Source organism: Rathayibacter sp. PhB127, from assembly GCF_003751665.1.
Taxonomy (GTDB): Bacteria; Actinomycetota; Actinomycetes; order Actinomycetales; family Microbacteriaceae; genus Rathayibacter; species Rathayibacter festucae.
Map to the genome: position 1 here is coordinate 24,388 of NZ_RKHW01000004.1, position 15,296 is coordinate 39,683.

The following is a 15,296-nucleotide window of genomic DNA, read 5'->3' on the forward strand; positions in this document are numbered from 1 at the left end:
CCCACCCTCTCTCCTGGAGCCTCCAGCACATGGCAGACAGCCGCACCGCAGACGCCCGCATCGCCGTTCCCGACACCACCGCGAACGCGGCCGTCACTCCCGAGAAGGAGCAGCCCTACGCGGCGCTGGGGCTGAAGCCCGACGAGTACGCGAGCATCCGCGAGATCCTCGGCCGGCGCCCCACGAGCGGCGAGCTGGCGATGTACTCGGTGATGTGGAGCGAGCACTGCTCCTACAAGTCGTCGAAGATGTACCTCCGCCAGTTCGGGCAGAAGGTCTCGCCCGCCATGAAGAAGAACCTCATGGTCGGCATGGGCGAGAACGCCGGAGTGGTCGACGTGGGCGAGGGCTGGGCCGTCACCTTCAAGATCGAGAGCCACAACCACCCCAGCTACATCGAGCCGTTCCAGGGCGCGGCCACCGGCGTCGGCGGCATCGTCCGCGACATCATCTCGATGGGCGCCCGCCCCGTCGCCGTGATGGACGCGCTGCGCTTCGGCGACATCGACGACCCCGACACCGCGCGCGTCGTGCACGGCGTGGTCGCCGGCATCTCCTTCTACGCCAACTGCCTCGGCCTGCCGAACATCGGTGGCGAGACGTACTTCGACTCCGTCTACCAGGGGAACCCGCTCGTCAACGCGCTCGCGGTCGGCGTCCTCCGCCACGAGGACCTGCACCTCGCCAACGCCCGCGGCGTCGGCAACAAGGTCGTGCTCTTCGGAGCGCGCACCGGCGGCGACGGCATCGGCGGCGCGTCGATCCTCGCCTCCGACAGCTTCGCCGACGGCGGCCCGACCAAGCGCCCGGCCGTCCAGGTCGGTGACCCGTTCGCCGAGAAGGTGCTCATCGAGTGCTGCCTCGAGCTGTTCCGCAAGGACCTCGTCGAGGGCATCCAGGACCTCGGCGCGGCCGGCATCTCCTGCGCCACCTCCGAGCTCGCCTCCAACGGCGACGGCGGCATGTTCATCGAGCTCGACTCGGTGCTGCTGCGCGATCCCTCGCTGACGGCCGAGGAGATCCTGATGTCGGAGTCGCAGGAGCGGATGATGGCGGTCGTCCGCCCTGAGAAGCTCGACGCGTTCCTGGAGGTCGTCCGCAAGTGGGACGTCGAGACCAGCGTGCTCGGCGAGGTCACCGACTCCGGCCGCCTCATCATCAACTGGCACGGCGAGGAGATCGTCAACGTCGACCCGCGCACCGTCGCCGTCGACGGCCCGGTCTACGAGCGCCCGATCGCCTACCCCGCCTGGCTCGACGCCCTGCAGGCCGACTCCTCCTCGCGCCTGCCGCGCTCGACCGAGGGCGACGCCCTCCGCGCCGAGACCCTCGCGCTGCTCGGCTCGGCGAACCTCGCCGACAAGAGCTGGATCACTTCGCAGTACGACCGCTACGTGCTCGGCAACACCGCGCTGAGCTACCCCGACGACGGCGGCATGGTCCGCGTGGACGAGGAGTCCGGACTGGGCTTCGCCGTCGCCACCGACGCCAACGGCCGCTGGTGCCAGCTCGACCCCGCGCAGGGCGCGCGCCTCGCGCTCGCCGAGGCGTTCCGCAACGTCGCCGTCACCGGAGCGACGCCCGTCGCCGTCTCGGACTGCCTCAACTTCGGCAGCCCGGAGAACCCCGAGGTGATGTGGCAGTTCCGCGAGGCCGTCGGCGCGCTCGCCGACGCCTGCCTCGAGCTGGAGATCCCCGTCACCGGCGGCAACGTCTCGTTCTACAACCAGACCGGCGACGTGCCGATCTTCCCGACCCCCGTCGTCGGCGTGCTCGGCGTGATCGACGACGTCGCCCGCCGCATCCCCTCCGGCTGGCAGGACGAGGGCGACAACGTCTACCTCCTCGGTGTCACCCGCGACGAGCTCGACGGCTCCGCCTGGGCCGGCACCGTGCACGACCACCTCGGCGGGCGTCCCCCGCAGCTCGACCTCGCCGCCGAGAAGGCGCTGGCCGAGCTGATCGCGGCCGGCTCGACCGAGTCGCTGATCGCCTCCGCGCACGACCTCGCCGACGGCGGCCTCGTCGTCGCGCTGGCCGAGTCCGCGCTGCGCTTCGGGGTCGGCGTGCGGATCTGGCTGGACGAGCTGATGGAGCGCGACGGCGTCGACGCCACCGCCGCCCTCTTCTCGGAGTCGACCGGCCGCGTGCTCGTGTCCGTGCCGCGCGAGGACGACGTGAAGTTCCGCGGGCTCTGCGAGGGCCGCGGCTACCCCGTCCTCCGGATCGGCGTCACCGACGCCGAGTCCCCCGTCGTCGAGGTCCAGGGCCTCTTCACGGTGCCCCTCGAGGAGCTGCGCGCCGTGAACGGCGCCGTGCTGCCCTCCCGCTTCGCCTGACGCGGACGGCCCTCCCGGCGTCCACCCTGACCCTCCAAAAGTTGCGGTAGTCGCACCCGACTACCGCAACTTTCGAGGACTCGCCCCACCACCACCCGGCTCGCTCGAGCGAGTCACCCAGAGTTGCGGTAGTCGCGCGCCACTACCGCAACTTCGGAGGAGTCAACCCCACCGCGCGCCGACGCCCACCGCCCGAGTCTCCAGAAGTTGCGGTAGTCGCGCTCGACTACCGCAACTTTCGAGGAGAGGGGCGGGCGAGGCCCCGCGGGTACGTCGCGGGTCCGCAGAAGTTGTCGTACTCGAAGAGTGCGTACGACAACTCTTGAGGAATGGGCGCGCGGGAGCAGCGCCGGGGTTCCGGTGTTACGGGATTACGGAATGTTTGCAATAGTGGAGGTATGACCTCCGAACGTGATCTCGCCGGCGAGCTCGACGAGCTGCGGGAGCGGGTGGCGCGGCTCGAGGGGGACGCGCTCGTCGCGGCTCCTCCCGGCACCGCCGCCACCGGCGCCCCGGCGCAGGACGACCCGTTCTGGGCGCTCACCGCGCTCAAGGAGCGGCTGCCCTCGCCGGGCGGGGTCGTGTTCGCGGGGGCCGTCGCCACCCCGTCCGGACCGGTCGAGTGGCAGTACGGCCTCAGCACCGACGCGTTCTTCGAGCGCGACTGGGGGTCGAGCCCGGGCCCGGCGGCGCTGGCCGCGCTGGGCAGCCCGGTGCGCTTGCGCTTCCTGCAGGCGGTCGCGGGCGGAGTCGAGACGGTCGCGCAGCTCGCCGAGAGCGAGGGGGCCGGCACGACCGGCCAGATCTACCACCACGTCAACCAGCTGGTCGCGGCGGGCTGGCTCGAGGCGCGCGGGCGCGGGCGCTACGGCATCCCGCCCGAGCGGCTGGTGCCCCTGCTGACGATCCTTCTCGCCGCAGGAGGTCCCCGATGAGAACCCGCACCCGCCTGATCGCCGCCGCCGCGGCCGTCGCCGTGCTCGCCGGCGGGGTGCTGCTGCGCCCGCAGGCCCCCCGGCTCTCGGACGAGCGCACGGGCGACGCCGCCATCGCGCAGTGGCTGTCCGAGCGGGCCGACGGCACCCGCGACCGGCTCGTCGCCGCGGTCGTCACTCCCGACGGCGTCCGGTTCGCCGGACTCGGCGCCGACGAGAGCACGGAGGTCGAGATCGGCTCGGTGACCAAGACGATGACGGCGCTGCTCCTCGCGCAGAGCGCCGACGCCGGGACGGTCGCCCTCGCCGATCGCGCCGGCGACCACGCGGAGCTGGGCGGCTTCGACGGCACGCTGGAGGAGCTGGCGAGCCATCGCTCCGGGCTCCCGCGCCTCTCCTCGGCCCCGCTCGACCTGGCGGCGACGCTCGTCGCGCAGCTGCGCGGCGTCGATCCGTACACGACCTTCTCGCCGGACGACGTGCTGCGCCAGGCGGCGAGCGCCGGCGGCGGCGGGACGGACGAGGTCGCGTACTCGAACCTCGGCGTCGCCGTCCTGGGGCAGACCCTCGCCCGGGCGGAGGGAGCCGACTACGCCGACCTCGTCCGGGATCGGATCTTCGCGCCGCTCGGGATGACCGGCAGCTCGGTCCCCGTCTCGGCGGACGCGCTCACGCCGGACGCGCCTACGGGCTACTCCGAGAGCGGCCGCTCGGTCGGGCCGTGGACACTCGAGGGCTACGCGCCGGCCGGAGGCGTCCGCTCGACCGCCGCGGACATGGCGCGGTACGCGAGCGCCCTGCTCACCGACGACCCGGCGCTCGGCGTCCCGGCCGCGACCGTCCTCGAGCCGCGCTTCGACGCCGGCGACGGCGACCGCATCGGCCTCGCCTGGTTCACCTCCCCAGCGGAGGGCGGCGGCTCGACGACCTGGCACAACGGCGGCACCGCCGGCTACGCGACCATGCTCGCGATGGACCGGGAGCGCGGCGTCGCCGTCTTCGTGAATTCGAGCACCGCGACCTCGGTCGACGCGCTCGGCCTCGACCTGCTCGCCCACGTCCTGGAGGAGGAGGCATGATCCTCGCCACGCTGATCGCCCTCGCCGTCACGGTCTTCACCGTCGGCCGCTTCGCGCTCGGGAGCATCCCCTGGCGCCGCACGGCGAAGCACCTCGACCGCGACCGCCTGCGCGTGCTCACCCGCGGCGTCGAGTCGGCGCTCGTGCTGCTGCTGGTGCGGGTGCTCGCCGACTGGACGCTGGTGACCCTCGTGCCGTGGTTCGCGCTCGTGGCGCTGGCGGCGGCCGGGGCGTTCGGCGCCGTCGTGCGCTGGCACGCCCTGCCCTGGCTCGAGGATCCGTCGAAGCGCCGGGCCCGGACGACCGGCTTCGCCGGCACGGTCGCCCTCTCGGCCGTGCTCGTCCGCGTGATCGGGCTCTGACCGACGCGCCGCCCATGGTGGTCGAGCAGCCCCGCAGGGGCGTATCGAGACCCACCGTCCTCAGAAAGATGGGTCTGCAGACTCAGGTTCTGACAGTGGTGGATCTCGATACGCCCGCTTCGCGGGCTACTCGATCAGCATGACTCGGCGGGCGCGTCGATCGGCATGCACGGCGGCTGCTCGATCGGCGGGGAGGGCCGGGTCAGCCGGCCTGGGTCGGCAGCGGCTCGGGCTCGGCGTTGTCGAGGACGCGGCCGTTCTGGTCGCCGACGGTCAGCACCGTCGACGGGCTGAGGTTGAGGGTGTCGCCGCCGAAGAGGCTGCTCAGGGTGACGCCGTCGCGGCGGACCGAGTTCAGGGCGTCGAGGTAGTCGGCGCTGACGCAGAAGCGGTCGGCGATGCGGGCGGGATTGTCGCCGGCCGCGACCACGTACGCGGCGGGCGTGCCGTCGGTCGCGGTGCGCGTCGTCCCGGCGGCGCCCTCGCGGGTCCCCCGGTCGCGCACGACCTCGAGGTCGACGTCCCCGATCGAGCCGCCGCCGGCGAGGTCGGAGATCACGCACTCGCCGGTCGCGGCGACGGGCACCGGCGCGAGCGAGACGCTCGGCACGGGACGAGGACCGGTCTCGGCATCGGCGCTCGGCGCGGTCGAGGCGGTCGCGGAGCTCGCGGCACCGGCCTCGGCGGTCGGCGCCGCGTCCGGGATGTCGGCCGCCGACGTGCAGCCGGCGAGCAGGAGGGTGCTCGCGAGCACGATCACGATGCGCTGAGTCGTCTTCGATGCCACTCCCAGACTCTAACCCGCACGGCAGCCGCCTCTTCCGCCCTCTCGGGCCCGAGAACCTGCCCGAACTGTGACGCGCTCGAGTATTGCCTCCGATCTCCCTGAGGATCACACTGTGCGCAGGAGGCGACGATGCCTGTTCCGCACTGCACGACACGCACGGTCGACGACACTGCGGCCCCTCGCCCACGTCGCCTCCGCCCTGAGCGGTCCGCAGCGGCGCGGCTCGTCCTCGCCGTCCTCGCGTCGGGCGTGCTCACGTGTCTGCTGGCCGCCCCCGCGCCGGCCGAGGAGGCCTCCCCGAGCAGCACCACCGTGGAGGAGACGACCACGGTCACGACACCGGGCCAGCCGGAGCCCGCGACCACCACGACCACCACCACGACCACGACGCGGTCGACCCCCGCGCAGACCGCCTCGCCGGAGCCCGCGACCCTCGGATCCGACAACAACGCGGTCTGCGACGCGGCCCAGGAACTGACCGACGCCGGCAGACCGGCCGAGGCTCTCGCCCTGATCGACAAGGTCCGCGCCTCCCCCGACGGTGCCGACGCCGCCGCGAAGGCTGCAGCAGCCCGCTTGTGCACGGCGGAACGAGAGAGTGCGCTCTCGATGCAGTCCGAGGGCCCGGCGGGCACATCCGGAGATCTCGAACGCGGCTGGGCCGCCTTCTCCGGGGCGTGGCTGCAGCCGCTCCTTCCGTCGGTTCTGGCCGCGGTCGGGGCGATCCTGCTCACGTTCGTGATCGCCGTTCGAGCAGCGACGCTGCTTCCTCTCCCTAATCCAGGCATGCGGTCGGACGCCACCCAGAGAGGGCTCGCGTTCGCATCCGGCGGCGCACTCGTCGGTGCCCTCCTGATCGCGCTGATCTCGATCGGGCACCTGGGGGTCGATGCTCGGACAGCGCGTCAGCTCGAGCTCGTCCTGCCGCTCCTTCTCGGCTTCCTCGCCGCACTGCTCCTCGCCGTGATCTTCGCTGCCGCGCACCTGATCGGGAGGAAGCGCATCTCGGTGTCGGCGACCGACAAGGACGGAGACCGCGATCTCAGCGCGGCGCGGACGACGCAGTTGGTCGCCGTGCTCGGCCGGTTCGGGAACAGCCCACCGGCCGGACTCGAGACGCCGCGCGGATCGGATGTCAGCTCCCTCGCCGACTCCTTCCTCCTTCCGGCGCCGGCCAACGCCATGGCGAAGGCTGCGCTCGCGGTACTGTCGGCGCTGGTCGGCAGCGCACCCTGGAAGGTCGACCTCCAGTTCACGGGTGAGCATTCGGCGAGCGTCGTCATCAGCCGGAACGGCCGGACGGTGCAGACCGCTGTGCTGAGAACGCCGAGCGATCCGTCCGAGCACGGTCTCTTCGGCGAGAACGACGCCGAAGCCGAGCGGTCGATGCTGTGCGCGCTCGCTGCGGGGGTCGTCGTGATCGCCCTGAGCCGCGCGCATCCCGGCTTCGAGGGTCTCGGTGGAGCGACGGACGGTCGCAGCGTCGGCCTCCAATTCGTCGCGACGACGACCTTCGCGCACGACACCGATCGGGCGGTCCTCCTCCTCAGCCGGGCACTGCAGATCGATCCGGGCAACCGAGGAGCGGACATTGCGCTCCAGCACCTCCTCCACCGGCGCTCGAACGACCCGCTCATCCTCCGCCGGTACCGGGACTCGCTGCGGGCGAGGGCGGAGAGCATGCGCGACCAGCCCGAGCACCGGCTTCTCACCCAGCGTGTGCTGATGACCTACTTCTCGGTGCTGATCAACCTGCACTCCGCTCGGCCGAGCGAGCGGGCGCCCCGCGATCTCGGCCGGCGCTTCCGGCAGATGAGTACGCTCCTGGAGCGGGCGGAGGTCGACGACCGGGTGCGCGAGCAGGACCCGCTGCTCCTCACGACGAAGACGAGGTTCGAGAACCTCCGGGAGGCCGTCCTGGCGGAGTACGGAGTGCGAGAACAGGACCTGGTCCGGGACGACTGCACCGGCGCGCCACCTCCCTGGCAGCCCCTCGATCCCTACGGGTCGTACAACGCCGCTCTGTCCGCCCTCGGCGAGGACAAGGCGGGCGAAGCCGCCTTCCGCCTCCGGTCGGCGTTCACGTCGCTCGAGCTCCGGCGGTGGATCCGGCAGGATCCCGAGGTCTCGAATCTGCGCGGAGGCGCCGTCGTGGACGGACTCGTCGGCGGCGGAGACCGACTCGGGCTGTGGGATCTGCCGATCTACGCTCCGCACCGGCTCATCCTCACGCGACTCGGGTTCGAGGATCCGCTCGCTCTGACCACGGCGACCGGGGACGGGCTGAAGGAGGAGCTCGGTGTGACGGCCGTCGAGCTCGCCCGGATGACCGCGACAGCCGGCCTTCTCTCCCGGGTGATGGCGGCGACGCCGCCCTCCCTGGCCGGGCCGATCCACCTGGAGCACTGGCGCGTCGACCTCGCAGAGATCCTGGTCGCGCAAGGCCGGAGCGATCCGGGCAGTGAGACCGTCGCCCTCGTCACTGCCGAGCTGCTGCGGAGGATGCCGCCGCTCTCGAGCAAGAAGTTCCGCGCCCGCCTCGCCTGCGCCGTTGAGAAATGGCTGATCGCGCTCCAGCCCGTGACCACCCCCGGGCCGGACCGTCGCATCCGCCCGCCCTGCATTGACCGCTGGGGGCGCTGAATCCCATCGCACCGCCCTGTTGGACACCGGGCCCGCGACGGCGTCAACTGGAGGCATGCAGTACACGAATCTCGGCCGCACCGGTCTGTCCGTCTCCCGCGCCGTCCTGGGCACCATGAACTTCGGCCCGGAGACCAGCGAGCCCGACTCGTTCGCGATCATGGACCGCGCCCACGAGCTCGGCGTCAACTTCTTCGACACCGCGAACGTCTACGGCGGCGAGGGCGGACGCGGCGCGACGGAGGAGATCGTCGGCCGCTGGTTCGCGCAGGGCGGCGAGCGCCGCGAGCGCACCGTCCTCGCGACCAAGCTCTACGGCGACATGGAGCAGCACGCCGCCCCCGGCGCCGAGCGCGGCCGCGACTCCTGGCCCAACGGCGGGCGGCTCTCCGCTCTGAACATCCGCCGCGCGCTCGACGACAGCCTGCGCCGCCTGCAGACCGACCACATCGACCTGTACCAGTTCCACCACGTCGACCGCACGACGCCGTGGGACGAGATCTGGCAGGCGATGGAGGTCGCCGTGCAGCAGGGCAAGGTCCTCTACGTCGGCTCGAGCAACTTCGCCGGCTGGCACATCGCGCAGGCGCAGGAGGCGGCCCGCGACCGCCGCTTCACCGGCCTCTCCTCCGAGCAGTCGATCTACAACCTGCTCGTCCGCGACATCGAGCGCGAGGTCCTGCCCGCCGCCCAGCACTACGGGCTCGGCGTCATCCCCTGGTCGCCGCTGCAGGGCGGCCTGCTCGGCGGCGTGATCGAGAAGACGGAGTCGGGCAGCCGTCGCGCCTCCGCCCGCTCGCTCGAGGCGATCGAGAAGAACCGCCCCGCGCTGGAGCAGTACGAGGCCTTCGCCCGCGAGCGCGGGATCGCGCCGGGGGAGCTCGCGCTCGCCTGGCTGCTGCACCAGCCGGGTGTCACCGGTCCGATCACGGGGCCGCGCACGATGGAGCAGCTCGAGAGCGCCGTCGCGGCCGTCGACATCGCGCTCGAGCCCGCCGACCTGGCCCGCCTCGACGAGATCTTCCCCGGACACCGCACGGCGCCGGAGGACTACGCCTGGTGAGCGGCTTGCCCGCGCCCGCATGCTGATCGAGCGGGGCGCTCCCCTTTCATGCTGATCGAGCGGCCCGCGCACCGTGCGAATCTCATGCTGCTCGAGTAGCCCGCGCAGCGGGCGTATCGAGATCCACCAGCGTCAGAAGTCGAGTCTGCAGACCCGCCCTGCTGACGACGGTGGGTCTCGATACGCCGCTGACGCGGCTACTCGACCAGCATGCATCCCCCCATGACATCGACCACGAAGGAAGCACATATGAAGCAGCGCAGCATCGGCGACATCAGCGTCGGCAGCATCGGACTCGGCGGCATGCCGATGTCGATCGAGGGCCGCCCCGACCGCGAGCGGTCGATCGCCACGATCCATGCCGCCCTCGACTCCGGCGTCACCCTCATCGACACGGCCGACGCCTACCACCAGGGCGGCGACGCCGACCTCGGCCACAACGAGCTGCTCATCGCGGAGGCGCTCCGCGGCTACGGCGGCGACACCTCCGGGGTGCTCGTCGCCACCAAGGGCGGGCACCTCCGCCCCGAGCCGGGAGTCTGGACGCAGGACGGCCGCCCCGAGTACCTCAAGGAGGCGGCCCGCGCCTCCGCGCAGCGCCTCGGCGTCGACGCGATCGGCCTCTACCAGTACCACCGCCCCGACCCCGAGGTGCCCTACGCCGACTCGATCGGCGCGCTCGCCGAGCTGCTCGACGAGGGAGTGATCCTCCGCGCCGGCATCTCGAACGCCGACCCGGACCAGATCCGCGAGGCGCACGGGATCCTCGGCGACCGCCTGGTCTCCGTGCAGAACCAGTTCTCGCCGAAGTTCCGCTCCAGCGAGCCGGAGCTCGAGCTCTGCGCCGAGCTGGGCCTCGCCTTCCTGCCGTGGAGCCCGCTGGGCGGCATCACCTCGGCCGCCGAGCTGGGCACGTCGTTCGCGGCGTTCGCCACCGTCGCCGAGGCGCACGACGTCTCGCCGCAGGTCGTCTGCCTCGCCTGGGAGCTGGCGAAGTCGCCGACCGTCATCCCGATCCCCGGCTCCTCGCGCCCCGAGAGCATCCGCGACTCGGCGACGGCGGCCGACCTGGAGCTGACGGCGGAGGAGCTCGCCTCGCTCGACTGACGCGCTGCGGATCTCGATACGCCCGCTCCGCGGGCTACTCGATCAGCATGAACGGGGCGCGAGCGCGATGCACGCGCGACCACCGGGCGGCGCACGCATGCTGGTCGAGCAGCGCGCAGAGCGTATCGAGACCCACCCAGCGGACGACGGTGGATCTCGATACGCCCGCTGTGCGGGCTACTCGATCAGCATGAAGGGGCGAATCCGAGGACTGCTCGATCAGCGTGGAAGGGGCCCCGCGCGGGCCGTCGGTCAGCGGGCGGCGGAGGCGCCCGGCAGGGCCGCGACGAAGGCGCGCGCCGCCGCCGTCGGCCGCTCCGGCAGCGCGACCATGGTGCGCCAGACCAGCAGCGGGTCCTCCAGCGGCACGGCGCGCAGGCCGGCCGGCCGCTTCTCGGCGAAGTGCGCCGGCACGACCGCCACGCCCATGCCGTACTCGACGAGGTCGAGCAGGGTGTGCACGTCGTTGACCTCGAGCTCCACCTCGAACGCCAGGCCGTGCGCGGCGAACGCCTGGGCCGCGAGGTGGCTCGCGCCCCAGTGCTCCTGCAGGCCGACGATCGTCTGCCCCTCCAGGTCCGGGATGCGGCAGACCGGCCGGTCGGCCAGCGGATGCTCCGGATGCGCGAGCACCGCGAAGCCCTCGCTGGCGAGCGGCCGCGTCACCACTCCGGCCGGCACCGCGCCGATGTCGGCGACCAGCGCGAGATCCAGGCGCCCACTGCCCACCGCGTCGAGCAGCGTGCCGGACCCGTCGTGGGTCAGCCGCAGCCCGACGCCCGGGTGCTGCTCCCGGAAGGTCGCGAGCTCGCGCGGCAGGTGCACGCCGCCCAGGCACTCCTCGGTGCCGACCGCGAGACTCCCCCGCAGCACGCCCTGCACCGCCAGCACGGCGTCGCGGGCGGCGAGCGCGCTGGCGACCGACTGCTCCGACTCCGCCAGCATCGCCCGGCCGGCCGGCGTCAGCTCGACCCGGCGGGTGCTCCGGGTGAACAGCGGGCTGCCGAGCTCGCTCTCGAGCGCGCGGATCGACGCCGAGAGGCCCGACTGCGAGATCTGCAGGGCGCTCGCCGCGCGGGTGAAGTGCTGCTCCTTCGCGACGGCGAGGAAGTGTTCGAGCTGGCGCAGTTCCATGGGTCCATCCTCCTCGCGCGCGGGCACCACCGGGACCGGTTGCGCCGACGGCTCAGCGCCCGGCGGCTCAGCGCCCGACGACCCAGCGCCCGACGGCTCAGCGCCCGACGACCCAGCGCCCGACGGCTCAGCGCCCGACGGACCGGCCCACCCGGCCTAGCGCTCCGCCGAGATCGCCAGCACCACGTCGGTGAGCGTCGCCCGGAGCCGCTCGAGCGCGGCCTCCTCCGAGTCGCCCTCGAGGATCGAGGTCTTCACCGCGTCGTCGTAGCTCGCGATCAGCAGGCGGACGGCCGTGGTCGGCGCCAGCGAGAAGTCGCGGTGCACCTGCTGCAGCGCCCCCCGCACGATGTCGACGAGGGTCGCGTCGAAGCCCGCCCGGAAGGCGCTGTACTGCGGAGCGATCGCCGCGTCGCGCAGCGCGAGCAGCTCGAACTCGGACTGCACGACGCACCAGCGCCGGCTGTCGGTGAATGGCCCCTGCAGGAAGTCGAGGATGACGACCGCGAGCGTCTCGGGAGTCAGCGGCTCGTCCGATTCGGCGACCTTGGGGATCGTGCGCCCCATCTGCTCGACCAGCCCGTCCAGGCGGGCGCCGTTCTCCCGCTGCATCAGCGCGAAGAACAGCTCCTCCTTCGTGGAGAAGTTGGAGTAGAAGGCGCCGCGGCTGAACCCCGCGCGCTCGCAGATCTGCTCGACCGAGGCCGTGTGCACGCCGGTCTCGGCGAAGACGTCGTATGCGGCGTCGAGGAGCCGCTCGCGCGTCCGACCCCGGCGGGAGGTCTCGACGGAGTCGGTCATCCTGAGTCCTTCCCGGGCGGGCGTCGGCGGTGTTGAGATACATCACTGTATCGGATACATTCGCGTATCGGATACGTTCGTGTATCGAGCACGGTCGTGCGTCGAGCAGATCGCCTCCTGCGCGTTCGTGCTGACGGCACGATCACGCTCTCCGAGCACAGAGTCGTGTCCCTTTCCGCTCCCCCGTCGTCAGGAGACACGCGTGTCGTCGATGCTCTACCGACTCGGCCGCTGGGTGTTCCGCGCCCACCGGCTGGTCGCCGTCCTCTGGCTCGCCGTCGTCGTCCTCGCGGGCGGCGGCGCGCTGCTGCTCAACCAGGGCACGGACAACACCTTCTCGATCCCCGGCACCCAGTCGCAGACCGCACTGGACCAGCTCGAGCGCACCTTCCCCCAGGTCAGCGGCACCTCGGCGCGCTACGTCGTCGTCGCGCCCGACGGCGGCAGCGTCGAGGACGCGGACATCAGCGGCCCGGTCGGCGAGGCGGTCACCGCGCTCGAGGGGATCGACGGCGTCGCCGCGGTCACCGACCCCTACTCCGACACCGTCGAGGGCACGATCTCCGAGGCCGGCAACGCGCTGGTCATCACCACGCAGATGGACGGCTCCGCCACCACGACCTCCGAGGCGTCGCGGGACGCGCTCCAGGCCGAGGCCACCACACTCCAGGATGCGCTCCCCGCGGGCGCCGTGGTCTCGCTCGGCGGCGACCTCTTCTCCCAGAGCCTGCCCGGCGTCACCGTCACGGAGGGGATCGGCCTCCTCGTCGCACTCGTCGTCCTGGTGCTCACCTTCGGCTCGTTCCTCGCCGCGGGCATGCCGCTGGTGACCGCACTGCTCGGCGTCGCGCTCTCGATGTCCGCGATCTTCATCGCGACCCGCTTCGCCTCGATCTCCTCCACCACGCCGCTGCTGGCGCTGATGCTCGGCCTCGCGGTCGGCATCGACTACGCGCTCTTCATCATCAGCCGGCACCAGGACCAGCTGAAGCAGGGCATGGCGCCGGAGGAGTCGGCCGCCCGCGCGACCGCGACGGCCGGCTCCGCGGTCGTCTTCGCCGGCCTGACCGTCATCATCGCGCTCGCCGGCCTCTCGGTCGCGGGCATCCCGTTCCTCACCACGATGGGCATCGCGGCGGCGGGCGGAGTCGCGATCGCCGTGGTCATCGCGCTCACGCTCACCCCCGCGCTGCTCGGCTTCGCCGGCGAGCGCCTCCGGCCGAAGGAGCGCAAGGCCAAGAAGGCCGCCGCGAAGGCCGCCGCGACCTCCGGCGCCGAGAAGGCCGCTCTGACCACCGGCGCCCACACCGATCCCGACGCCGCCGAGGACGCGACCGCCCCCTCCCCCGGCTCGCACGTGCACGCCGAGGTCCCGCGCGGCTTCTTCCGCGGCTGGGTCCGCGTCGTCACCCGCTTCCCGATCCTCACGATCATCGCGGTCGTCGGCGTGCTCGGCATGGCGTCGATCCCCGCGCTCAGCCTCCGCCTCGCCCTGCCCGACGCCGGCTACCAGGCCGAGGGCACGCCCGCGCGCGACACCTACGACCTGCTCGCCGAGAACTTCGGCCCCGGCTACAACGGCCCGCTCATCGTCACCGGCACGATCATCGGCTCGACCGATCCGCTCGGCCTGATGGCCGACCTCAAGACCGAGATCGAGGGCCTGGACGGCGTCGCCTCCGTGCCGCTCGCCACCCCGAACGAGACCGCCGACACCGGGATCATCCAGGTGATCCCCGAGGGCGGCCCGGACTCCGAGGCCACCAAGGCGCTCGTCGCCGAGATCCGCGACAAGCACGACTACTTCGAGGAGACCTACGGGGTCGACCTCGCGGTCACCGGGCAGACCGCGGTCGGCATCGACATCTCCGACACCCTCGCGAACGCGCTGCTGCCGTTCGGCCTGCTGGTGGTCGGGCTCTCGCTGGTGCTGCTGACGATGGTCTTCCGCTCGCTCTGGGTGCCGCTCAAGGCGACGCTCGGCTACCTGCTCTCGGTCGGCGCGTCCTTCGGCGCCGTCGCGGCGGTCTTCGAGTGGGGCTGGTTCGCCGACGCGCTGCACGTGGACAAGACCGGCCCGATCATCAGCTTCATGCCGATCATCCTGATGGGCGTGCTCTTCGGACTGGCGATGGACTACGAGGTCTTCCTCGTCTCGCGGATGCGCGAGGACTACGTGCACGGCCGTCCGGCCCGCGCGGCGGTCGAGTCGGGCTTCGTCGGCTCGGCGAAGGTCGTCACCGCGGCCGCGGTCATCATGTTCTCCGTCTTCGCGGCGTTCGTGCCGGAGGGCGACACCAACATCAAGCCGATCGCGCTCGGCCTGGCGGTGGGCGTGTTCGTCGACGCCTTCATCGTCCGGATGACGCTCGTGCCGGCGGTGCTGCACCTGCTGGGCGACCGCGCGTGGCACATGCCGCGCTGGCTCGATCGGGTGCTCCCCTCCTTCGATGTGGAGGGCGAGGGCCTGACCAAGGAGCTCGCGCTCGCCGACTGGCCCGAGCCCGGCGCCACCGACGCGGTCGCGGCCGAGGGGCTGTGCCTCGACGGTCCCGACGGCCCGGTCTACCGCGACGTCGACGTGCGGGTGCCCGCGGGCGGCGCGCTCGTCGTGCACGGCCCGCACCGCTCGGGCCGCACCGCGCTGCTGCTGACGATCGCGGGGCGCCTCGCCCCCGACGCCGGCCGGCTCAAGGTCGACGGCCTCGTCGTGCCGATCCGCTCCTCCGCGGTCCGCGGGCGCGTCGGACTCGTCCGGCTCGCCGGCGCGGCCGATCCGGTGGCCGAGGTCCGCGCGGCGCTCGAGACGGCCCCGCCGCTGCTCGTGCTCGACGACCTCGACACCGTCACCGATCCGCAGCTGCGCGACGGCATCCGCGCCGAGCTCGACCGGGCCCGCGCGAAGGCCGCGCAGAAGGAGCACTCCTTCACGGTGATCGCCTCCTCCGTCGACGCGGACGCGCTCGACGACCTCCTCCCCACCGACCGCGGCGAGCTCGCGGTCTCCCCCGCGGCCGAGCGCCGCGCTATCGCGAAGGTCCGCTGA

11 protein-coding genes are annotated in these 15,296 nt (G+C 72.4%); 8 read left to right on the forward strand and 3 right to left on the reverse strand.

Annotation, left to right across the window (positions count from 1 at the left end; translation table 11 throughout):
* Positions 1-29 precede the first annotated feature (29 nt).
* From purL to EDF22_RS16615, 4 genes are all read left to right on the forward strand, one after another.
* Complete coding sequence (purL, locus tag EDF22_RS16600; RefSeq protein ID WP_123447094.1) at positions 30-2,339, forward strand: phosphoribosylformylglycinamidine synthase subunit PurL; 2,310 nt, start codon at positions 30-32, stop codon at positions 2,337-2,339.
* A 398-nt stretch (positions 2,340-2,737) separates the two neighbouring features.
* Entirely contained in the window at positions 2,738-3,274 is a 537-nt protein-coding gene (locus EDF22_RS16605) for a helix-turn-helix transcriptional regulator (protein ID WP_123705983.1), read from the forward strand.
* Positions 3,271-4,353, forward strand: coding sequence for a serine hydrolase (locus tag EDF22_RS16610; RefSeq protein ID WP_123705984.1), 1,083 nt, complete (start codon positions 3,271-3,273; stop codon positions 4,351-4,353). The genes EDF22_RS16605 and EDF22_RS16610 overlap by 4 nt, the downstream gene beginning before the upstream one ends.
* The gene (locus tag EDF22_RS16615; RefSeq protein ID WP_123705985.1) at positions 4,350-4,715 is read left to right on the forward strand and encodes a hypothetical protein; all 366 of its coding nucleotides are present in this window, start codon (positions 4,350-4,352) and stop codon (positions 4,713-4,715) included. The genes EDF22_RS16610 and EDF22_RS16615 overlap by 4 nt, the downstream gene beginning before the upstream one ends.
* 202 nt (positions 4,716-4,917) lie before the next feature.
* On the opposite strand, the gene EDF22_RS16620 is transcribed toward EDF22_RS16615, so the two are convergent.
* Positions 4,918-5,502 carry a hypothetical protein gene (locus tag EDF22_RS16620; RefSeq protein ID WP_123705986.1) on the reverse strand — a complete coding sequence of 195 codons (585 nt, stop codon included), beginning with the start codon at positions 5,500-5,502 and terminating at the stop codon, positions 4,918-4,920.
* Positions 5,503-5,751: 249 nt separating this feature from the next.
* On the opposite strand from EDF22_RS16620, the gene EDF22_RS16625 reads away from it, so the two are divergent.
* The 3 genes from EDF22_RS16625 to EDF22_RS16635 all read left to right on the forward strand — a co-directional run bounded on the left by EDF22_RS16625 (position 5,752) and on the right by EDF22_RS16635 (position 10,315).
* Positions 5,752-8,145 (forward strand): hypothetical protein, encoded by a 2,394-nt coding sequence (locus tag EDF22_RS16625; RefSeq protein ID WP_148059220.1) that lies wholly within the window; start codon positions 5,752-5,754, stop codon positions 8,143-8,145.
* 55 nt (positions 8,146-8,200) lie between these two features.
* A complete protein-coding gene (locus EDF22_RS16630; protein ID WP_123705988.1) occupies positions 8,201-9,208 on the forward strand; it encodes an aldo/keto reductase in 1,008 nt (335 codons plus the stop codon).
* 249 nt (positions 9,209-9,457) lie between these two features.
* Positions 9,458-10,315, forward strand: a complete 858-nt coding sequence (locus EDF22_RS16635) for an aldo/keto reductase (protein ID WP_123705989.1) — start codon at positions 9,458-9,460, stop codon at positions 10,313-10,315.
* A 252-nt stretch (positions 10,316-10,567) separates the two neighbouring features.
* Here the strand turns inward: EDF22_RS16635 and EDF22_RS16640 are convergent, their stop codons facing one another.
* Together EDF22_RS16640 and EDF22_RS16645 are read right to left on the reverse strand one after the other, a co-directional pair.
* A complete protein-coding gene (locus EDF22_RS16640; protein WP_123705990.1) occupies positions 10,568-11,449 on the reverse strand; it encodes a LysR family transcriptional regulator in 882 nt (293 codons plus the stop codon).
* Positions 11,450-11,605: 156 nt separating this feature from the next.
* Positions 11,606-12,250 carry a TetR/AcrR family transcriptional regulator gene (locus tag EDF22_RS16645; protein ID WP_123447102.1) on the reverse strand — a complete coding sequence of 215 codons (645 nt, stop codon included), beginning with the start codon at positions 12,248-12,250 and terminating at the stop codon, positions 11,606-11,608.
* Positions 12,251-12,452: 202 nt separating this feature from the next.
* Here EDF22_RS16645 and EDF22_RS16650 point away from each other — a divergent pair, with 202 nt between their 5' ends.
* The gene (locus tag EDF22_RS16650; RefSeq protein WP_185039055.1) at positions 12,453-15,296 is read left to right on the forward strand and encodes an MMPL family transporter; all 2,844 of its coding nucleotides are present in this window, start codon (positions 12,453-12,455) and stop codon (positions 15,294-15,296) included.